The sequence below is a fragment of the Blastococcus sp. SYSU DS0541 genome (assembly GCF_054050875.1).
Map to the genome: position 1 here is coordinate 120,138 of NZ_JBJHAD010000008.1, position 19,584 is coordinate 139,721.

The 19,584-nt window shown below is 75.2% G+C and carries 17 protein-coding genes; 12 read left to right on the plus strand and 5 right to left on the minus strand.

Annotated elements, in window-relative coordinates; all coding sequences use genetic code 11:
* The first annotated feature begins 165 nt into the window (after positions 1-165).
* The 3 genes from ACI794_RS11180 to fabG all read left to right on the plus strand — a co-directional run bounded on the left by ACI794_RS11180 (position 166) and on the right by fabG (position 2,753).
* On the plus strand, positions 166-570 hold the full coding sequence (locus ACI794_RS11180) for an STAS domain-containing protein (protein WP_456603552.1): 405 nt from the start codon (positions 166-168) through the stop codon (positions 568-570).
* A 120-nt stretch (positions 571-690) separates the two neighbouring features.
* The gene (locus tag ACI794_RS11185) at positions 691-1,902 is read left to right on the plus strand and encodes an acetyl-CoA C-acetyltransferase (protein ID WP_456579937.1); all 1,212 of its coding nucleotides are present in this window, start codon (positions 691-693) and stop codon (positions 1,900-1,902) included.
* Positions 1,903-1,991: 89 nt separating this feature from the next.
* Positions 1,992-2,753 carry a 3-oxoacyl-ACP reductase FabG gene (gene fabG / locus ACI794_RS11190; RefSeq protein WP_456579936.1) on the plus strand — a complete coding sequence of 254 codons (762 nt, stop codon included), beginning with the start codon at positions 1,992-1,994 and terminating at the stop codon, positions 2,751-2,753.
* Here fabG and ACI794_RS11195 read toward each other — a convergent pair.
* Positions 2,750-3,616: a DUF1206 domain-containing protein gene (locus ACI794_RS11195; RefSeq protein ID WP_456616380.1), complete on the minus strand. Its 867-nt coding sequence runs from the start codon at positions 3,614-3,616 to the stop codon at positions 2,750-2,752. The two genes, fabG and ACI794_RS11195, sit on opposite strands and share 4 nt — an antisense overlap.
* Before the next feature lie 35 nt (positions 3,617-3,651).
* On the minus strand, positions 3,652-4,503 hold the full coding sequence (locus ACI794_RS11200; RefSeq protein ID WP_456603554.1) for a DUF1206 domain-containing protein: 852 nt from the start codon (positions 4,501-4,503) through the stop codon (positions 3,652-3,654).
* Positions 4,504-4,618: 115 nt separating this feature from the next.
* On the opposite strand from ACI794_RS11200, the gene ACI794_RS11205 reads away from it, so the two are divergent.
* The 3 genes from ACI794_RS11205 to ACI794_RS11215 are packed head-to-tail and all read left to right on the plus strand — an operon-like array spanning position 4,619 to position 8,210.
* The gene (locus tag ACI794_RS11205) at positions 4,619-5,278 is read left to right on the plus strand and encodes a hypothetical protein (RefSeq protein ID WP_456603555.1); all 660 of its coding nucleotides are present in this window, start codon (positions 4,619-4,621) and stop codon (positions 5,276-5,278) included.
* 41 nt (positions 5,279-5,319) lie between these two features.
* Positions 5,320-6,942 (plus strand): SIR2 family protein, encoded by a 1,623-nt coding sequence (locus ACI794_RS11210; RefSeq protein ID WP_456616381.1) that lies wholly within the window; start codon positions 5,320-5,322, stop codon positions 6,940-6,942.
* Positions 6,943-6,980: 38 nt separating this feature from the next.
* Positions 6,981-8,210, plus strand: coding sequence for a cytochrome P450 (locus ACI794_RS11215; protein WP_456616382.1), 1,230 nt, complete (start codon positions 6,981-6,983; stop codon positions 8,208-8,210).
* Between the two features lie 28 nt (positions 8,211-8,238).
* Here the strand turns inward: ACI794_RS11215 and ACI794_RS11220 are convergent, their stop codons facing one another.
* Entirely contained in the window at positions 8,239-10,560 is a 2,322-nt protein-coding gene (locus ACI794_RS11220; RefSeq protein ID WP_456616383.1) for a HelD family protein, read from the minus strand.
* A gap of 391 nt (positions 10,561-10,951) precedes the next feature.
* Positions 10,952-11,707 carry a hemerythrin domain-containing protein gene (locus tag ACI794_RS11225; protein WP_456603559.1) on the minus strand — a complete coding sequence of 252 codons (756 nt, stop codon included), beginning with the start codon at positions 11,705-11,707 and terminating at the stop codon, positions 10,952-10,954.
* Positions 11,708-11,974: 267 nt separating this feature from the next.
* Here ACI794_RS11225 and ACI794_RS11230 point away from each other — a divergent pair, with 267 nt between their 5' ends.
* From ACI794_RS11230 to ACI794_RS11240, 3 genes are all read left to right on the plus strand, one after another.
* Positions 11,975-12,775, plus strand: coding sequence for an alpha/beta fold hydrolase (locus ACI794_RS11230; protein ID WP_456603560.1), 801 nt, complete (start codon positions 11,975-11,977; stop codon positions 12,773-12,775).
* Positions 12,776-12,794: 19 nt separating this feature from the next.
* Positions 12,795-15,038 carry a SpoIIE family protein phosphatase gene (locus tag ACI794_RS11235; RefSeq protein WP_456603561.1) on the plus strand — a complete coding sequence of 748 codons (2,244 nt, stop codon included), beginning with the start codon at positions 12,795-12,797 and terminating at the stop codon, positions 15,036-15,038.
* 71 nt (positions 15,039-15,109) lie between these two features.
* Positions 15,110-15,412: a hypothetical protein gene (locus ACI794_RS11240; RefSeq protein WP_456603562.1), complete on the plus strand. Its 303-nt coding sequence runs from the start codon at positions 15,110-15,112 to the stop codon at positions 15,410-15,412.
* Between the two features lie 56 nt (positions 15,413-15,468).
* Here ACI794_RS11240 and ACI794_RS11245 read toward each other — a convergent pair whose 3' ends face one another.
* Complete coding sequence (locus ACI794_RS11245; protein ID WP_456603563.1) at positions 15,469-15,978, minus strand: hypothetical protein; 510 nt, start codon at positions 15,976-15,978, stop codon at positions 15,469-15,471.
* A 139-nt stretch (positions 15,979-16,117) separates the two neighbouring features.
* Between ACI794_RS11245 and ACI794_RS11250 the strand changes: the two genes are divergently transcribed.
* The 3 genes from ACI794_RS11250 to ACI794_RS11260 are packed head-to-tail and all read left to right on the plus strand — an operon-like array spanning position 16,118 to position 19,576.
* Positions 16,118-17,278 (plus strand): acyl-CoA dehydrogenase family protein, encoded by a 1,161-nt coding sequence (locus tag ACI794_RS11250; RefSeq protein ID WP_456616384.1) that lies wholly within the window; start codon positions 16,118-16,120, stop codon positions 17,276-17,278.
* A complete protein-coding gene (locus ACI794_RS11255; RefSeq protein WP_456616385.1) occupies positions 17,278-18,348 on the plus strand; it encodes an acyl-CoA dehydrogenase family protein in 1,071 nt (356 codons plus the stop codon). Before ACI794_RS11250 ends, ACI794_RS11255 begins: the two co-directional genes overlap by 1 nt.
* 4 nt (positions 18,349-18,352) lie before the next feature.
* A complete protein-coding gene (locus tag ACI794_RS11260; RefSeq protein WP_456616386.1) occupies positions 18,353-19,576 on the plus strand; it encodes a CaiB/BaiF CoA transferase family protein in 1,224 nt (407 codons plus the stop codon).
* Positions 19,577-19,584 lie beyond the last annotated feature (8 nt).

Consider the following 19,584-nt stretch of genomic DNA (forward strand, 5'->3'; position numbering starts at 1 on the left):
GGCGCCGCGCACGCCCGGTGACCTGCGACGCGACCCTTGCGCCGCGACCCCGCGATGCCTACGGTCGGAGCTGCGGTTCAGCAGCAGCCGTGAACCCAGTGCTGGTCGTCGTGTCGTTCGCGTCCGCAGGCTCACTGGTCCGGTTCTCGCCCGAGAGGCAAACCCGTGACCGCTTCCTCGCTCGACCGTTCGCTCACCGGATCCGCTGCGATCCCCGCCGGGATGGACGTCCTCCCGGCCGCCCCCCTCACCCTCGAGGTGGCGGGCTCCGCTTCCCTGCCCCGCCTCACCGTCTCGGGTGAGGTCGACTGCACCTCCGCCCCGCAGGTCGGCGCCGTGCTCGACGAGCTCGTCGACGCCGCGCCGCGGGAGGTCGTGGTCGACCTGACCGCCGTCACCTTCCTCGACTCCGCCGGGCTCTGCACCCTCGCCGTCGCCCACCGCAAGGCGCTGGCCGGCGGCGGGCGGCTCCGGATCCTCGCCGCCACCCGCGCGGTCATCCGGCCGCTGCAGATCACCGGTCTGTGGGACCTGCTCGGCGGAGAGCGGGTCGGCACCGCCGCCTCCTGACCCCTCGCCGCACCGTCTCGCGGGGGTCGGGGGCGCGCCGCCGTCGCCCGAGGGGCAGACTCGGAACCCAGGCCGGGGGCCGGACCGGGTTCCCCGAGCGGACGAACGAGGAGGACCACCGTGCGCGATGCGGTCATCTGCGAGCCCCTGCGGACGCCGGTCGGCGGGTTCGGGGGCTCGCTGCGCGACGTCCCCGTCCAGGAGCTGGCGGCGACGGTGATCCGGGCGCTCGTGGAGCGCACCGGCCTGCCGCCCGAGTCGGTGGACGACGTCCTGCTGGGCCACTGCTACCCGACGATGGACGCGCCGGCCCTCGGCCGGGTCGCCGCCCTCGACGCCGGCCTGCCGGTGACGGCCTCGGGCATCCAGGTCGACCGCCGCTGCGGCTCGGGCCTCCAGGCGGTCATCTACGCCGCCCTGCAGGTGCAGTCCGGCGCCTCCGACGTCGTCCTGGCCGGTGGCGCGGAGTCGATGAGCAACGCGCCCTTCTACTCCACCGCCATGCGCTGGGGCGTCAAGCCCGGGCCCGGCGTGCTCCTCGAGGACGGGCTCGCCCGCGGCCGGGTCACCGCCGGCGGGCAGAACCACCCCGTGCCCGGCGGCATGCTGGAGACCGCGGAGAACCTCCGGCGCGACTACGGCATCGGCCGGCAGGAGCAGGACGAGTACGCCGTCCGCAGCCACCAGCGGGCCGCGGCCGCCACCGCCGAGGGCCGGTTCGCCGACGAGATCGTGCCGGTCACGGTGAAGGGCCGCAAGGGCGACACCGTCGTCGACCGCGACGAGCACATCCGCCCCGACTCGAGCGTCGAGACCCTCGCCAAGCTCCGCCCGATCCTGGGCAAGAACGACCCGGACGCCACCGTCACCGCGGGCAACGCCTCCGGGCAGAACGACGGCGCCGCGGTCGCCATCGTCACGACCCCGGAGAAGGCCGCCGAGCTGGGCCTGCGCCCGCTGGCGCGGCTGGTCAGCTTCGGGGTGGGCGGGGTGCCGCCGAAGACCATGGGCATCGGCCCGGTCCCGGCCACCGCCAAGGCGCTCGCCCAGGCCGACCTGAAGCTCTCCGACGTCGACCTGATCGAGCTCAACGAGGCCTTCGCCAGCCAGGTGCTCGCCGTCGCCAAGGAGTGGGGCTTCACCGACTCCGACTGGGAGCGCACCAACGTCAACGGCTCGGGCATCTCCCTGGGCCACCCGGTGGGCGCGACCGGCGGCCGGATCCTCGCCACGCTGCTGCGCGAGATGGACCGCCGTGACGCCCGCTACGGCCTGGAGACGATGTGCATCGGCGGCGGTCAGGGCCTGGCCGCGCTGTTCGAGCGGGTGTGAAAAGGGCCCCGCTGCCCCCCACCACTCGCACGCTCGCGGCGGGCCCCTGCAGCGGGGCCGCCCCCACCCACCTCTTGTAAGGAGCCTGCATGTCTGAGTCCTCGCCCCGCGTCGCGATCGTCACCGGCGCCGCCCGCGGCATCGGCGCCGCCACCGCCCTGCGGCTGGCCCAGGACGGCTTCGCCGTCGCGGTGATCGACCTGAAGGAGGACGACGCCCGCGGCACCGTCGAGGCGATCGAGGCCGCCGGCGGCCGGGGGCTGGCCGTGGGGGCCGACGTCGGCGACGCCGAGCAGGTCCAGGCGGCCGTCGACCGGATCGCCGCGGAGCTCGGGCCGCCGGTGGTGCTGGTGAACAACGCCGGGGTCACCCGGGACAACCTGCTGTTCAAGATGAGCGACGCCGACTGGGACATCGTCATGCACGTGCACCTGCGCGGCTCGTTCCTCATGACCCGCGCCGCCCAGAAGCACATGATCGACCAGAAGTGGGGCCGGATCGTCAACCTGTCCAGCACTTCTGCGCTGGGCAACCGGGGGCAGGCCAACTACGCCACCGCGAAGGCCGGCCTGCAGGGCTTCACCAAGACCCTCGCGATCGAGCTCGGCAAGTTCGGCGTCACCGCCAACTGCATCGCCCCGGGCTTCATCCAGACGGAGATGACCAAGGCGACCGCCGAGCGGATCGGCGAGGAGTGGGAGTCCTACGTGCAGAAGCGCGCGGCCGCCATCCCGGTCGCGCGCGCCGGTGTGCCCGACGACATCGCGCACACCGTGTCCTTCTTCGTCAGCGAGGGCGCGGGGTTCGTCTCGGGTCAGGTCGTCTACGTCGCGGGCGGCCCGAAGGTCTAGGAGGAGGGGTCGCGGTCGGGGTAGCGCGCGCGGGTGAGGGCGTAGACCCCGAACGCGGCGAACCCGGCCGCGACCCCGCCGAGCAGCCACGGTCCGGCGCCCACGCCCGCGATCGCCGTCATCGCGCCGTCCAGGCCGGTGGCGGTCGAGACGTCGTGCGAGGTGGCCGCCCGCCACAGCAGGACGCCGACCAGCGCGAACGCCACCCCCTTCGCCAGGTAGCCGACCCGGCCGAGCACCTCGATCACCGGTTCCCAGCGGTCGGGGGCGGCCGCCAGGTCGATGTCCCGCATGAAGCCGCCGGTGCAGCCCCGGACGAAGACGTAGGCACCGACGGCGACGACCCCGGCCGCGACCGCGCCGACCAGCAACGCGCCGCCGGGGATCGCCAGCGTCTCGCCGGTGAGGTCGCGCAGCCGCTCGTCGGCCTCGTAGTCGAACCCGAGGGCGAACAGCAGGGCGGTGACGCCGAGGACGCCGTACACCGCCCCCTTGGCCAGGCACTTGGCGCAGACGACGGCGGTGCGCACCCGGTGGTCGCCGTCCAGCAGGCCGTGCCACCAGAGCAGCACCTCGGCGGCCTGCCACACGGCCAGCGACAGCATGCCCAGGCCGATGGCGACCAGCAACAGCCGGCCGCCGGGCCCGCCGGCGACGACGAGGAGCGCGCCGGTCTGGTCGGCGTCGGCGCCGCGCAGGCCCATCGCCATGCGCAGCGCGAGCACCGCGATGAGCAGGTGCATCGCCCCGTAGGCGATCAGGCCGGCGCGGGCCAGGTGCACGAGCACCGGGTGGTCGGTGACCCGGCGGATGCGGACGACGACGTCGTGCAGACGACGGAGGACCGCGCTTCCCCCCAGCACTCGCGAGCTCGTGGCGGGACCCTGGAGCGGGGCCGTCACGTGCGCTCGGGGTACCGGGCGCGGACGAAGCAGTAGGCGCCGAATGCGGCGATCCCGACGGCGATCAGCGTCAGCAGCACCGGCCCGGCGGGTGCGGTGAGCACGGTCTGCAGGGCGCCGTCCAGGCCGGCGGCCTTGTCGGGGTCGACGGTGACCGCCGCCCACACCAGCAGCCCGCCGACCAGCCCGAGGGCGACGCCCTTCGCGGGGAAGCCGACCTGGCCGAGCCGGGTGACCAGCCGCCGGGCCGAGGAGGAGCAGTCGGTGAGGTCGATCTCCTTGAGAAACCGCTTGGTGACGCCCTTGTGCACCAGGTAGATCGCGACGGCCACCACGGCCAGCCCCGCGGCGCCGACCAGCCAGCGGCCGGCGGGCCAGCCGAAGACGCCGGCGGTGGCCTGCTGCTGCTGGGCCCCGCCGCTGGACTGCCCGCCGCCCGTGGCGAACCGGATGGCGAGCACGGCGAGGGCGGCGTAGACGACCGCCTTGGCCGCCGCCTTCACCGTCTTCTCCACCGCCCGCTTGCGGGCCTCGCCCGACGCCGACCAGCCGTGCCGCCACCGGAGGATCTCGGCGGCCTGCCAGAGCGCCAGCGCGAACAACCCCACCGCGAGCACCCACAGCAGCGGCTTGCCCAGCGGCTGCTGAGCGAGCGTGGCCAGCGCCCCCGACTGGTCGGCCTCCTGCCCGGCGCGGCCCCACGCCAGCTGCAGCGCCAGCCAGGCGATGAGCACGTGCACGAGCCCGTAGGCGATCAGCCCGATGCGGGCCAGGTGCTCGAGACCGTCGCTGTTCCCGGCCCGCCCGGCCGCACCGGCGGCCGACCGGGCACTGCCCTGCACGCTCATGGTGGTGCCTTCCTGATCTCGGTCCCGGCCGCGGGGGCGCGGAGATGATCAGCGTGGCACGGCGCACGTCCCGGTGCCTCCCCACCGGGCGCGCGGCGTGAGGGACACTGGGCGGGTGGCGAACGGAACCGGAATCCTCTCGGCCGGCACGGTCAGCGCGGCGACCCCGGAGGTCGCCCGCCGCACCTGGCCCCGGTGGCTGGCCCTGGGCGTGGCCATGATCGCCGTCGCGGTGGTCGCCGTGATCTGGGACGCCGGCGCCCGCCTGCTCCTCGGTGCCCTCGGGGCGTTCCTGGCCGCGCGCGGCACGGTGCTGCTGCGCGGTGCCCGCTCGGGCGCGCTCCCCGGCGAGGTCGCCGGGCGGGCGCGGTCGCTCGGCAGCGTCGCCGTCGTGGCGGGTGCCGTGGCTCTCGTCGTCGCCGTCGCCTCGGCGTGGCTGTCCGCGGCGGTCCTCCTCGTCGGTGTCCCGCTGCTGCTGCTGGTCACCTCCCTCGGCCTGCTGGGGCGGGGCGGGGCGGCGCGCCGCGGCGGCCTGGCGCTGCTGGTGTGGACGCTGCTGGTCACCGCCCTGCTGGTGGTCACCGGTGTGGTCCAGGGCTTCGACCGGGCCGCCGACGTCGCCACCGTGGTGGCCGCGCTGGCCGTCGCGGTGCTCGGGGTGCCGCTGCTCGTCGGCGCGGCGAACCTGCGCACGGTGGCCGCCACGCCCGCCCCGGCGCCGGCCGGCGGCGGCTGCGGCGGGTGCGCCTGCGGCGCCGGCGGCTGCGGGGCCTGACCGGAGCGCATGGCCGGCGGGCCCTGGGTATGGGCCCGCCCGTGAGCGGACACGTCTTCGTCGCCGGGGCGGACCTGACGCGGCTGTCGTGCGACGACGTCCTGGTGCCCACCGACCGCTCGCTGCGGGTGGCCCGCGGCTGGTGCTCCCTGCTGCCCGACGAGCTGATCACCGACCGGGGGGCCGGCGGCGACTGCATCGCCCTGTCCTGGTCGCGGGACGAGCGGGTGCTCGAGGTGCCCGGCGACGGCCCGCGGCGCGCGTGGCTGGTCGACACCGTCGACGGGGGCGCCGACGGCACGGGGAGCCACGGCCTGTCGTGGCTGCTCGACGGAGCGCGCGAGGCGCTGGCCGCGGTCGCCCGGCGGGAGGTGCGCCGGCCGGTGCACGGGCGCGCGCGGCGGCTGGTCGGGCTGCCGGCGCTGGGCACCGGCTGGGGCGGCGCCGCCGGCGAGCGCGGGGCGCTGCTGCAGCAGCTGCTGCCGGTGCTGCGCGAGGCCGCCGACGAGCACGGCTTCGACGTCGCCCTCGTGCTGCGCCGGCCCAGCGACCTCGCCGCCGCCCAGCGCGTGCGGCGCGGCGAGGAGGGCGGCTGGGACCTGCCCGCGCACCTGCGGGAGCTCGCCGTGGACCTGGGCGAGCGGGCCCGCCGGGGGCAGCTGGCGCTCTTCATCGGCGCGGGGGTCAGCGCCGCGGCGGGGCTGCCCACCTGGGAGCAGCTCGTCGACGAGCTGGCGACCCGGTCGGGCCTGGACGACGCGCTGCGCGCAGGGCTCTCCCGGCTGCCGGCGCAGGACTCGGCGGCGCTGCTGGCCCGCGAGCTCGGGTCGGCGGAGCTGGCGGCGTTCGTCGAGGAGCGCTTCGGCCCGGGGCCCTACGCCTTGGCGCACGCGTTGATCGCCGACCTCCCCGTGCAGGAGTTCGTCACCACCAACTACGACCCGCTGGTGGAGCTGGCCGCCGGTGACATCGGCCGGCAGGTGACGGTGCTGCCGCACGAGGAGGCCCGGCCGGGGGCGCCGTGGCTGCTCAAGCTGCACGGCGACGCCGCACACCCGGAGAGCGTGGTGCTGACGCGGGAGGAGTACCTGCAGTTCGGCAACACCGGCGCCGCGCTGGCCGGGGTGCTGCACTCGCTGCTGCTCACCCGGCACGTGCTGTTCGTCGGCACCTCCATGCTCGACGACGACCTGATCCGGATCGCCCACCAGGTGCGCACCGCGCTGCAGACGCAGGGCCCGGGGATCGCCCGGCGCACCGGGACCGTGCTCGCGCTTCGGGAGGACCCGGCCCGCGCCCGGCTGTGGGAGCAGGACGTCGAGACGGTGGCGATGAGCCCCGCGGACGGATCGCCCGCCGAGGCCGCGCGCCGGCTGGAGGTGCTGCTGGACCTCATCGGCTGCCTCTCCACGCCGCCCACCGGCTACCTGCTCGACCCGGCGTACCGCGGGCTGCTCAACGACGAGGAGCGGGCGCTGGCCGAGGCACTGGCCGGCGTCGCGGAGGCGCTGCCCGAGGACGCCTGCTCCACGGTCGGGCAGGAGGTCGCCGACCTGCTGCGCCGGCTGGGCCACGGCAGCTCGGCCGCCGACGGGGAGGACCCGCCAGCGGACGTCGCCACCCGCCCCCGTGACGACCGGACCCAGGAGCAGCGATCGGGTTGAGCGGTTGCCCGCCTGCGCGGATGGGCACGGCACCGTCCATGCCACGTCTGGAGAACAGCCTGAAACTGCTGTCCAAGGGCTACGCCTGGCTGCCCGACGAGCGCCGGCGGGCCGGCAGGCACGCGGTGGGGGTGCGGCTCGGTGGCATGCCTGCGGTCGGCATCGAGGGCCCCGACGCGGCGCGCTACCTCTACGACGAGGACCACGTGCGCCGCGCGCACGCCATCCCCGAGCCGGTGCAGGGGACGCTCTTCGGCAAGGGAGCGGTGCACACGCTCGACGGTGAGATGCACCGGGTGCGCAAGGCGATGTTCGTCGCCCTGCTCATGCGCGAGGACGGCATCGCGTCGCTCGTGGAGCGCACCACGGCCGCCTGGGACGCCGCGGTGCCGGAGTGGTCCCGCCGTCCCGAGATCGTGCTGTTCGACGAGTCGAGCCGCGTGCTGGCCGGCTCCGTGGCGCGCTGGGCCGGCCTGCCGGTGCGCGACGACGAGGTGCCCGACCTTGCCCGGGACATGGTGGCGTTGGTCGACGGCTTCGCCACCGGGGGCCCCCGCCACTTCCGGGCCCGCCGGGCCCGCGGCCGCCGGGAGAGGTGGCTGACGCAGCTGGTCCAGGACGTGCGCAGCGGGCGGACCCGGGTGGAGGAGGGCTCCGCGGTCGACGTGGTGTCGCGGCACCGGGACGCCGACGGCACCCAGTTGCCGGCGAACGTGGCGGCGGTGGAGCTGCTCAACATCATCCGCCCGACGACGGCGGTCGCCTGGTTCATGGCCTTCTCGGGTCACGCGCTGATCCGCTGGCCGGACAACCGGGGGAAGCTGGCGAGCGGCGACCCGGCGTTCGCCGAGGCGTGGGCGCACGAGGTGCGGCGGTTCTACCCGTTCGCGCCCTTCATCGGCGGCCGGTCGCCGGCGCGCAGGGAGTTCGACGGCGTGGAGATCTCGGAGAACGCCATGGTGCTGCTCGACCTGTACGGGCAGAACCACGACCCGGCGCTCTGGGACAGCCCGTACGCCTTCCGGCCCGAGCGGTTCCTCGACCGCGAGATCGGCCAGTGGGAGCTGGTGCCGCAGGGCGGGGGGGACCCGCGCACGAACCACCGCTGCCCGGGCGAGCAGATCACCGTCGCGCTGCTCTCGGCGCTCGCCGTCCGCCTGGCGCGGCTGGGCTACGAGGTGCCCGAGCAGGACCTCACCATCGCGCTGCACCGCATCCCGGCCAAGCCGAAGAGCGGCGTGCGGCTGCGGGTGCGCGGCGGGGCCTGAGGTACGTCTCCGACACCCGGCCGGCCGGTCAGCAGGGGTCGAGCCGCTTGAGCTCCGGGGGCAGCTCGTCGGCGTGCACCACGCCGAGCCGCTGGGTGGCCCGGGTGAGCGCGACGTAGAGGTCGTTGTGGCCGCGCACGCCCTCGGTGAGGATCCCGACCGGGTCGCCGACGAGCACCGAGTCGAACTCCAGGCCCTTGCTGCCTTCGGGGGTGAGCACCACGGGGCCGGCGGTCAGGTCGCCGTCCGCGGACGCCGCGGGGACCCGGGCCCGCACGGCGGCGGTGACGGCGGCCAGCCGGCTGCGCGGCACGACCACGCCGAGGGTGCCCTCCTCGCGGTCGAGCTCGGCCGCGGCCTCGGCGACGGCGCCCACCAGCTCCTCCTCGGTGACCGCGCGCGCCCACGGCCGCTCACCGGTGGAGCGCACCGACCGGCCGGCCGTGGTGGCGGCCCCTCCGGCGGCGAGCACGTCCGCGGCGACGTCCATGATCTCCGCGGGTGTGCGGTAGTTGACGGTGAGCTCCTCCAGGCGCCAGCCCCGCAGGTCCCGCGGCCCGAGCGCGGGCTCGAGCACCTCCGCCCAGCTGCTGGCGCCGGCGGCCGAGCCGGTCTGCGCCACGTCGCCGACCAGGGTCATCGACCGGGTGGGGCAGCGGCGCAGCAGCACCCGCCAGGCCATGGCCGAGAGCTCCTGCGCCTCGTCGACGATGACGTGCCCGTAGGTCCAGGTGCGGTCGGCGGCGGCGCGCTGCGCCGTCGACCGGCTGTCCCGCTCCTCCTGGCGCTCGGCGAGGCCCTCCGCGTCCAGGAGGTCGCCGGCGGAGAGCTCCTCGGACTCCTCCTCGGTCTCCCAGTCGGTGGAGCGGGAGCCGTGCAGCAGGTCGAGGGTCTCCTGAGCGTGCCGCAGCCGGCGCTGCCGCTCCCGGCGGGCCGCCGCCCGCTCGGCGCTGTCGTCGACCCCGAGCAGCTCGTCGGCCTCCTCGAGGAGGGGCACGTCGGCCGGCGTCCAGGGCGCCGACGGCGGCCGCAGCAGCAGCTCGCGGTCGGCCTCGGACCAGCCGCGGGTGGCCGCCACGAGGCGCCGGCGGTCGGCGAAGAGGTCGCGCAGCAGGCGCTCGGCGGTGAGGCGGGGCCACAGCCGCTCGACGAGGGCGTGCACCGCGGGCTCGGCGGCGACCTCCTGGCGCAGCGCCGCGAGATCGCCCCGGCCGAGCAGGTTCCCGCCGTCCAGGACGTCGGCGCCGAGCTTGTCGGCGTACTTGCCGGCGACCAGGTCGATGACCGCGCGCACGAACGCCGGCCGGGCCTCGTTGTGCAGCCGGGAGACGGACCGGGCGCGGCTGCGGGCGCGGGCGGCGTCGGCCTTGGTGAAGCGCAGCGGCGTTCCGTCGACGGTCAGCGCGACGGGCCCGTCGAGAACCGCCTGGCGGTTGCGGACCGCCGCGGTGACGACGTCGACCATCGCCAGCCGTCCCTTGACCTCGGCGACCTCCGGCGCCTCGACCGCGTGCGCCTGCACCCCGGGCTGCAGCCCGCCCATGTCGGCGAGCACCACCCCGGTCTCCCCGAGGGAGGGCAGCACGTCGGCGATGTAGCCGAGGAAGGCGGGGGAGGGGCCGACGATGAGCAGGCCGCTGCGGGCCAGCCGCTCGCGGTGGGTGTAGAGCAAGTAGGCCGCGCGGTGCAGGGCGACGGCGGTCTTGCCGGTTCCGGGGCCGCCCTGGACGACCAGGACGCCGCGGTGGTCGGCCCGGATGATGCGGTCCTGCTCGGCCTGGATGGTGCGGACGATGTCGTTCATCCGCCCCGTGCGGTTGGCGTTGAGCGCCGCCAGCAGCACCGACTCGCCGGCCAACCCGGAGCGCTGGGCGAGGTCGGGGTCGGAGAGGTCGAGGGTCTCGTCGGTGACGCCGACGACGGTGCGCCCGCGGGTGCGGATGTGCCGACGGCGCCGGACCCCGAGGTCGTGCAGGGGCGTGGCGGTGTAGAACGGCTGCGCCGCCGGGGCGCGCCAGTCGACCAGCAGGGGCTCCTCGCGGCCGTCCTCGGCGTTCAGGCCGATCCGGCCGACGTACCGCGGGACGTCGCTGCCGTGCCGGTCGAGGCGGCCGAAGCAGAGCCCGCTGTCGGCGGCGTCGAGCGCCACGATCCGCTGGGCGTACATCTCGACCGCGGCCTCGCGCTCGCCGACGGCCTGCGGGTTGTGCGGCACGGTCGCCAGGGCTTCGTCGAGCCGGGCGACCGTGCGGGCGCGCACCTCGTCGAGCCGGCCGTGCAGCCCGCTGACGTAGGTCTGCTCCGCCGCGATCTCGGCGTCGAGGGACCCGTCGGCACGAACTGTCGTCAAGCTCTCCGCCTTCTCGTCGCGGTGGTGGTGCACGTCCTGTGCGTCGTGCCGTTCAGGGCAACTCCCCATTGTGCGCCCGACCAGGGCGGAAGCGCACCGTGCCGCGCGCACCGGCGCCCCGCGGAGAGGCCTGCGGCAGCGGGCGCCGCCGCGGGGCGGGTGGACGTGGGACAGGCCAAATTAGTTTGCGTTCCATCGCAACTCTGTGGACACCTCCACGTCACACCGGCCTCCTAGCGTCGTCGGCACGACGACGAGGGGAGGACCAGCGATGAGCACGGCGACGAAGGAGCGGACCACCTGGGTCTGCGACAACTGCCACGGGCGCGAGATGAGCGCCCGCAAGCGCTGCCGCGACTGCGGGACGTCCCGCTACTGAACGGGTAGCGGGTCAGGCAGCGGGCGGGGCACCGCGCAGCCGGACGACGGCGGCGCGGTAGCGGCCCCCGCCGTAGAGCCGCCAGGCGAGCCGCGTGCCGCGCGGGACGCCGTCGAGCACGCGGGCGCGGTCGGCCGCGCTGCAGTCCTCGAGGGCCAGCCCCAGCACGAGCAGCCGCTGCCGGGTGGAGAGCCCGCAGCGCGCGGTGCGCACCACGGACGCCCACCCGGCGTCGGTCAGGTGGGCGTCGAGCAGCGGGAGGAGGGTCGCCTCCTCCTCGGCGGTCTGCGCCTCGACGTCGTCGGCCAGCCGCCGGCAGGCGCGGACGAAGGTCTCCCGGGCCCGGCCGCTGCCCGAGCAGGCCCACTGGCGGGCCGCGGTGTCCAGGTCGCGCAGCGCGGCGTCGATGCCCGTGCACGACGAGGTCCAGGTCGCGACGGCGGCGGTCACGGCGGGGAGGGCGGACTCCGGTGCGCTGCGCAGCAGCGCGGGCCAGACGGCGTCCCGCTCGACGGCGTGGTGGTGCAGCAGCAGCCGGGCCACGAGCCCGGCGTGGGAGGTGAGCACCCCGGTGCGGGCGCACTCGCCGTCGGGTGCCCAGGTCGCGACGTCGGCCAGCGTGCGCAGCTCGCGGCGCACGAGCTGGTGCAGCACCCGCTGGTACTCCACGGCCCGGCCGGAGGGGCGCGCGGCCGCGGCGGGGGGCGCCGGCTCGGCCGGGCGCCGGGGGTGCGGGACGGTGGGGGGAAGGACCGCGGTAGCGGTCATGGCACGCACCTCGTTCAAGGGGTTCGGGCCGGAGCTCCGGGATCGGCCGGAGCGCGGGATGCGGGGAGGGTAGGGCCGCCCGGGACGGCGTCGACAGCCGTTTTCCGGGCGGGGCACGCGGTCCGGCGGTCGTACGGCGGCGCGCGGCACTCCGTCGTCCCGAGGTCACCCGGGGTGACCGCCGGTACGGCGGATCGGGGCGGAACGGTTCCGCAGCGATCGCGCGGATCGACCACGGCGGGCGTCGGTTCCACTACGGTCGGGTCCGTGGGGAGCGTCGTCACACGGAACCGGGTGAACGTCAGCGGCCTGCCCGACGGGCGGCCGATGGTGTTCGCGCACGGCTTCGGCTGCGACCAGACGCTGTGGCGGCTCGTCGCCCCGGACTTCGCCGTCGACCACCGCGTGGTGCTCTTCGACCACGTCGGATCGGGGCAGTCGGACCTCTCGGCGTACGACCCCGAGAAGTACGACTCGCTCGACGGGTACGCCTCCGACGTCGTCGAGATCCTCTGCGAGCTCGGCCTCACCGACGTCGTCTTCGTCGGTCACTCGGTGAGCGCCATGATCGGCGTGCTGGCCTACCACCGGGCGCCGGAGGTGTTCGGCGCGATGGTCATGGTGGGCCCGAGCCCGCGGTACGTCGACGACGAGGGCTACGTCGGCGGGTTCAGCCGCAGCGACGTCGCCGGTCTGCTCGACGCGCTCGACAGCAACCACCTGGGCTGGTCGGCGCAGATGGCCCCGGTGATCATGGGCAACCCGGACCGGCCGGAGCTGGCCGAGGAGCTCACCAACAGCTTCTGCCGGACCGCCCCGCACATCGCACGCCAGTTCGCACGGGTCACCTTCCTGTCGGACAACCGCGCCGACCTGCACGGCATCGAGCTGCCCACGCTGGTGCTGCAGTGCAGCGCCGACGCGATCGCCCCCGACACCGTCGGTGAGTACGTGCACCGGCAGATCCCCGGCAGCGTGTTCGTGCGCATGCGGGCCAGCGGTCACGTGCCGCAGCTGTCCGCGCCGGAGGAGACGACGGCCGCCATCCGCGGATTCCTGACGCCGTGACCGCCTCGGACGGCGTCCGGTGACCGGCCCGGAGGACGGGGGCAGCCCGCTGGACCGCCTGCTCGACGAGGACCCGGCCGACCTCTACGAGAACGCGCCGATGGGGTACCTCTCCGCGCTGCCCGACGGGCGGATCGTGAAGGTCAACCGCACCTTCTGCGCGTGGACCGGCCGGGCGCCGGAGGAGCTGCGCGACCACCGGTTCCAGGATTTGCTCAGCGTCGGGGGCCGGGTCTTCTACAACACCCACCTGGTGCCGCTCCTGCGCATGCAGGGCGCGGTGCGCGAGATCGCCATCGACGTCACCCGGATCGACGGCACGCTGCTGCCCTGCCTGCTCAACGCCGTCGAGGTGCGCGACGAGGACGGTGCCCCGCTGCTGGTGCGGGCGACGCTGTTCGAGGCGACGGCGCGGCGCCGCTACGAGCGGGAGCTGCTGGCGGCGCAGCGGCTGGCGGAGGAGTCCGAGGCCCGGTCGCGGGTGGTGCAGAAGGTCGTCTTCGACCTCGCGGCGGCGGCGACGCCCGAGGACGTGGCGACGGTGATCGTGCAGCGCGGGCGCGCGGCGCTGCGGGCCAGCGGGGCGGCGCTGGTGCTGGTCGAGGGCGAGGCGGACGCCGAGGAGCTGCCGGTCCTGCGGCCGGTGCGCTCGGAGGGGGTGTCGCGCGAGCTGCTGCGGCGGCTGCGGGACGCGGCCGGTGGACGGCTGGCCCTGGAGCTGGCGCAAGGTCTGCGGTCGATCGTGCTGGACGCCCGGCTGCGGACCGACCAGCCGGAGCTCGCGACGACGATGGCGGCCGACGGGCTGACCGACCTCGTCGTCGTCCCGGTGTCGGCGGACTCCAAGCGGCTGGGGGTGCTCGTGCTGGCGCGCGGCGCGGCGGCCCGCGGCCACCTGATCAGCCTGGAGGAGCCGGGGGAGCACCGGCCGCTGAGCCCGGCCGAGGTGGACCTGCTGTGGACGCTCGGCCGGCAGGCCGGGCAGGCGCTGGAGCGGGTGCGGCTGCACGAGCAGACCCGCCAGCAGGGCGAGCGCGCGGCGTTCCTGCTCGAGGCGGCGCGGCTGATGAGCGAGGCCCGGGACGTGACCGAGACGGTGCACCGGCTGGCCGGGCTGGTGGTGTCCCGGCTGGCCGACGTCTGCGTGATCGACATGGTCACCGAGCAGGGGCTGCACCAGCCGGTGGCGCGGCACCGCGACCCCGGCCGCCAGCCGGTGCTGGACCGGCTGCGCGGGAACCACCCGCCGGCGCGGTCCCCGCAGCACCCCTCGGTGCGCGCGCTGCGGGAGGGCCGGACCCAGTGGATCCGCGACCTGGACGAGGCGCGGGCGGTGCTCGACGCGATCGCCCCCGACGACGCGTTCCGGGAGGTGGTCGCACACCTGGAGCTGGTCGGTGTGGTCGGCGTCCCGATGATCGTGGACGGCCGGCGGCTGGGCGTGGTGACGTTCGGGGCCGACCGGGACCGGGCGCCGTTCACCGCCGCCGACGTCGAGGTGGCCGAGCAGCTGGCCCTCCAGCTGTCGCAGGTGGTCGACAAGGCGCTTCGCCTGGAGTTCGAGGAGCGGACCTCGCACACGCTGCAGGCCAGCCTGCTGCCGCCGTCGCCCCCGGACATCCCGGCGCTGTCGACGGCCGTGCGGTACCTGGCGGCGACGCAGGGCGTGGACGTCGGCGGTGACTTCTACGACGTCGTCCGGCTGCCCGGTGACCAGGTCGGGCTGACGGTGGGGGACGTCGTCGGCCACGACATCACGGCCGCGGCGACGATGGGGCAGCTGCGCAGCGTGACCCGCGCGATGTCGGCCGACCGGCCCTCGCCGGCCGTGCTGATCGAGCGGCTGCAGCAGAACTGGGACCTGTTCGAGCTGCAGCGGATGGCGACGGCCCTGTTCGCGACGCTGGACCCGGCGTCGGGTGAGCTGCGGATCGCCTCTGCCGGGCACCTGCCGCCGCTGCTGTGCGCGGACGGCCGGGCGGAACTGCTCCCGGTCCGGCCGACCCGCATGCTCGGTGCCCCGCCGGCGCCCGCCGAGGAGTGGTCGGGGGTGCTGCCGGAGGGGGCGGCGCTGGTGCTGTTCACCGACGGGCTGGTGGAGAGCCGGGGCGCCGACATCGACGCGGGGCTGGCCCGGCTGGTCGAGGTGGCGGGGCGGGCGTGGGCGGGCGACCCCGAGCAGCTGTGCGACCGGCTGCTGGGCGAGCTGACCGGGGCGCACCGGGCCGACGACATCGCCCTGCTGGCGCTGACCCGCACCTGACACGCGGGTCACACCTTCCGGACGCCGCGGTTTCGGGTCACCATGGGTGGGCGACCCCGGAGGAGGCGGTGATGGACTCATCGGCCCGTGGGAACCCGGTCACGGATGCGATCGACGGCGCGACCGGCGACTGGACGCTGTCGGGGGATGCGATGCGCTGGTCGCCCGAGCTGGCGGAGCGGATGCCGGCCACCGGTGAGCTCGGCGGGCTGGAGGCGGGCTCGGGTGTCGGGGCGGCGCTGGGCCTGGACGTGCAGGGGGTGCGGCGGCTGGTTTCAGGGGCGCTGGTGTCGCTGGGCGCGGTGGCCACCGACGTCGTCACCGAGCTGCGCCAGCTGACCCGCGGTGAGGGGGACGACGACGCCGGACGGTGATGCCCGATCACCGGTCGCGGCCGGCACCGCGGTCGGGACCCTGGGCCCGGCGGAGATCACTGCACGGGGAAGCGGTCCGCGATGAGCGCTCGAAGGTCTGCAACGCCGCGCAACACTTCATCCGTCCGCGCGTCGAACTGACGGATCACCTCGTCGACGGCTTCGGGACCCGATTCCCGTGCCTGCCGGAGTTGATCGGCCAGCTGACGCAGATTCCGGCTCGATCGCTCGGCGAGACGGTCGAGGTCCTGGCTCTCCGGCGCGTAGACCTGAAGGACCAGCTGGAGGTTGCGGTCCCGGCTCGCGTAGGCGTCGACCGCACGCATCTTGGCCCCGGCTCTCTCCACCGTCCCGAAGTCGGAGTCCAGCGGGCACCCGGCTTCCCGCCAGGCATGGACGGCGTCGCGCAGGTGCTCCGCCAGACGCGCCCACCCGACGGCCCGGTCGTACAGGCCGAGAACGGCGCGCCGGAGGACGGCGGCGGAGACCGCCTGGTCCTCACGGCGATCGCGTCGTTGCAGGACGAGAGTGATGGTGCCGACCAGAGCCGCGACCGCCTCGACCACGAGCCGAGGTTAGGGGAGTCATCCCGTTGAGTGCTCAGGATCAGAGCCCTGTGTCGCAGCGCCTGGAGCATCCCGGCGGACGGTGCGATTGCCGGGCCCTGTACAACCGCAGTGGGCACGACCACACCTGGGGAGTCGCATGAGCAACTCGTTGACACTGGCACCCGCTCCGCGGTCCGACGCGGCGGAGCAGGTGCGGGCGGAGGTGCGCGAGTTCCTCGCCGCCGAACTGGCCGCCGGGACGTTCCGCACGCACGTCGACACCTGGCTGTCCGGCGTGGACCCGGCGTTCTCCAGGAAGCTGGGCGAACGCGGCTGGCTCGGGATGACCTGGCCGAAGAAGTACGGCGGGCACGAGCGCTCGGCGATGGAGCGCTACGCCGTCACCGAGGAGCTCCTGGCCGCCGGGGCGCCGGTCGCCGCGCACTGGATCGCCGACCGGCAGTCCGGGCCGAACCTGCTGACCTACGGCACCGAGAAGCAGCGCGAGGAGATCCTGCCGCGCATCGCCGCGGGCGAGTGCTTCTTCGTCATCGGGATGAGCGAGCCGGACTCCGGCTCGGACCTCGCCTCGATCCGCACGAAGGCCACCCGCAACGGCGACGGCGACTGGGTGGTCAACGGCGCGAAGGTGTGGACGTCGAACGCGCACCACTCGCACTACGGGATCGTGCTGGTGCGCACCTCGCCGGCGGACCCCGCCAGCCGGCACGCCGGCATGTCGCAGCTGCTGATCGACCTGTCGCTGCCGGGCATCACGATCAACCCGATCCGCATCCTCGACGGCGGCCACCACTTCAACGAGGTGGTGTTCGAGGACGTCGTCGTCCCCGGCGACATGCTCCTGGGCGACGAGGGCAACGGCTGGCACCAGGTGACGGCCGAGCTGGCGTTCGAGCGGTCGGGCCCGGAGCGATTCCTGTCGACGTACCCGCTGGTCGCCGAGTTCGGGCGCCGGGTCGCCGAGACCGGCGATGCCGGGCAGCTGGCCGTGCTCGGCCGCCTCTCGGCGCGGCTGCTGGCGCTGCGGCAGATGTCGCTGCGGATCGCGGCGGCGCTGGACCGCGGGGAGCTGCCCAACATCCCGGCGGCGCTGGTCAAGGACGTGGGGACGACGTTCGAGGCGGACGTCATCGAGGAGATCCGGAAGGTGGTCGACGTGACCCCGTCGCTGGACTCGCCGGACCCGCTGGCCCGGGCGCTGGCGGAGGCGCAGCTGCACCAGCCGGGCTTCACGCTGCGCGGTGGGACCAACGAGATCCTTCGCGGGATCGTGGCTCGTGGATTGGGGCTGCGCTGATGTCCGACCAGGACCTGGTGATCGAGACCGTCAGGGACATCCTGAGCGGCTTCGAACCGTTCGTGCTGACGGCGGACCGGCGCTGGGACGCCGGGCTGTGGTCGACGCTGGCCGATGCCGGGCTGACCGGGGTCGGACTGCCCGAGGAGGCCGGTGGCTCGGGCGGCGAGCTGGCCGACGCGGTGGCGATCGTGCGCACCCTCGCCGCCGGCGCCGCGGCGGTGCCGGTCGCCGAGCAGCTGCTGGTGGCGGGGCCGGCGCTGCTCGCCGCGGACCTCGAGCTGCCCTCGCCGGAAGAGCCGACGACCTTCGCGATCGCGGACTCGGTGACCGTCCACCCGGTCGACGACGGTGACGGGCCGGGGCGGTTCACGCTCGACGGCACGGTGACCGACGTGGCGTGGGCGGGAGCGGCGCGGCAGGTCGTCGTCCTGGCGCCGGCCCCGGCGGGGATCGAGGGTTCCGTGCTCGCCCTGGTCGATGCGTCGTCGCTGCCGGCGACCGACGCGTTCAACCTGGCCGGTGAGCCGCGCGGGTCGCTGGTGCTGGACCAGGTCGGCACGTCCGGCGCGCTGCTGACCGAGGCGCAGGCTCAGGAGGTCCGTGCCCGGTACGCGCTGGCGCGGGCGGTGCAGCTGGCCGCGGCGCTGGAGCAGGTGCTGGCCTGGACGGTGCAGTACGCGGGGGAGCGGCACCAGTTCGGCCGTCCGCTGGGCAAGTTCCAGGCCATCCAGATGGAGCTCGCGGAGATGGCCGGTGAGGTGACGGCGGTGACGGCGCTGACCGACGCCGCGGTGCAGTCGCTGGACCGGGGCGAGAACGTCGTGCCGGCCGCCGCGGCGGCGAAGGTGCGGGCCGGTGCCGCCGTCGAGGTGGTGGCGCGGCTGGCGCACCAGGTGCACGGGGCGATCGGGTTCACCCAGGAGCACAAGCTGCACCACCTCACCCGGCGGCTGTGGTCGTGGCGGGACGAGGCCGGCAGCGAGCTGGTGTGGTCGCGGGTGCTGGCGTCGGGGCTGCTGGCCGGTGGGCCGGACGAGCTCTGGCCGGCGCTCACCCGGGCGGTCTGAGCGGGTGTCCGCCGGGCGGGGCCCGCTGGCCGACGTCACCGTCCTGGACCTGACGTCCACCTTCCTCGGCCCCTACTGCGCCGAGCTGATGGCGCAGATGGGCGCCCGGGTGATCAAGGTGGAGCCGCCGGAGGGCGACATCATCCGGTACGTGGCCGACGACCGGCACTCCGGCCTGGGCCCGGCGTTCCTCACCTTCAACCGGGGCAAGGAGTCCGTCGTCCTCGACCTGGCGACGGCGGCCGGCCGGGACGCCCTGGACCGGCTGGTCGGCACCGCCGACGTCTTCCTGCACAACATGCGCCCGGGCGCCATGCGCAAGCTGCGCATCGACCCGGGCACGGTGCGGGCCCGCAACCCGAGGCTGGTGTACTGCCACGCCGTCGGCTATGGCTCGGCCGGCCCGTACCGGGACGAGCCCGCCTACGACGACGTCGTCCAGGGCGTCTCGGGGATCGCGGCGGTGCAGGGCGGCGCGGGGGAGCCGCAGTACGTGAAGACGCAGGTGGTGGACAAGACCGTCGGGGTCATGGCGCTGGCCGCGATCCTCGCCGCGCTGCACGAGCGGGACGTCTCGGGCGAGGGCCAGGCCGTCGAGGTGCCGATGTTCGAGTCGATGGCGGCGTTCCTGCTCATGGAGCAGCAGGGGCAGCGGGTCTACGCCGGGCGCACCGGCGGCACCGGGTACGCACGCACCGCCTCGCCCTACCGCAAGCCCTACCGCACCGCCGACGGCACGATCTCGGTGCTGCTGTACACCGACGGCCAGTGGCGCACCTTCTTCCGGCTGGTCGACCGGCCGGACCTCGCCGACGACCCCGAGCTGCACAGCATCCGGGGGCGCACGAAGCGGATCGACGAGCTGTACGCGCTGGTCGAGGAGGCGCTCGCCCGGCGGACGACCGGCGAGTGGATCGAGCTGCTGCGCGCACAGGCGATCCCTGCGATGCCGGTGCACTCCATCGAGGACCTCTTCGCCGACGAGCACCTCGCGGCGGTGGGCCTGTTCGAGGACGTCGAGCACCCCACCGAGGGGCCGCTCGTGCACGCCCGCCTGCCGTGGACCTTCTCCCGCAGCGGTGCGCCGGACCTCCTCGGGGCCCCCGCGCTCGGGGAGCACTCCGACCAGGTGCTGCGCTCGGTGGGGCTGGACGACGACGCGATCCGGGCGGCGACCGGCCGGCCGCACCACCCCGCCGGCGAGCCGCACGCCGGCCCGCCCGCCTGACCCGCGGC

What these genes read in the sequence shown, in the direction of transcription:
- ACI794_RS11200 (WP_456603554.1), bottom strand. Translation starts at nt 4,503, where the DNA reads ATGAGCGTGCAGGGCAGTGCCCGGTCGGCCGCCGGTGCGGCCGGGCGG.
- fabG (WP_456579936.1), top strand. Translation starts at nt 1,992, where the DNA reads ATGTCTGAGTCCTCGCCCCGCGTCGCGATCGTCACCGGCGCCGCCCGC.
- ACI794_RS11250 (WP_456616384.1), top strand. Translation starts at nt 16,118, where the DNA reads ATGAGCAACTCGTTGACACTGGCACCCGCTCCGCGGTCCGACGCGGCG.
- ACI794_RS11240 (WP_456603562.1), top strand. Translation starts at nt 15,110, where the DNA reads ATGGACTCATCGGCCCGTGGGAACCCGGTCACGGATGCGATCGACGGC.
- ACI794_RS11255 (WP_456616385.1), top strand. Translation starts at nt 17,278, where the DNA reads ATGTCCGACCAGGACCTGGTGATCGAGACCGTCAGGGACATCCTGAGC.
- ACI794_RS11225 (WP_456603559.1), bottom strand. Translation starts at nt 11,707, where the DNA reads ATGACCGCTACCGCGGTCCTTCCCCCCACCGTCCCGCACCCCCGGCGC.
- ACI794_RS11215 (WP_456616382.1), top strand. Translation starts at nt 6,981, where the DNA reads ATGCCACGTCTGGAGAACAGCCTGAAACTGCTGTCCAAGGGCTACGCC.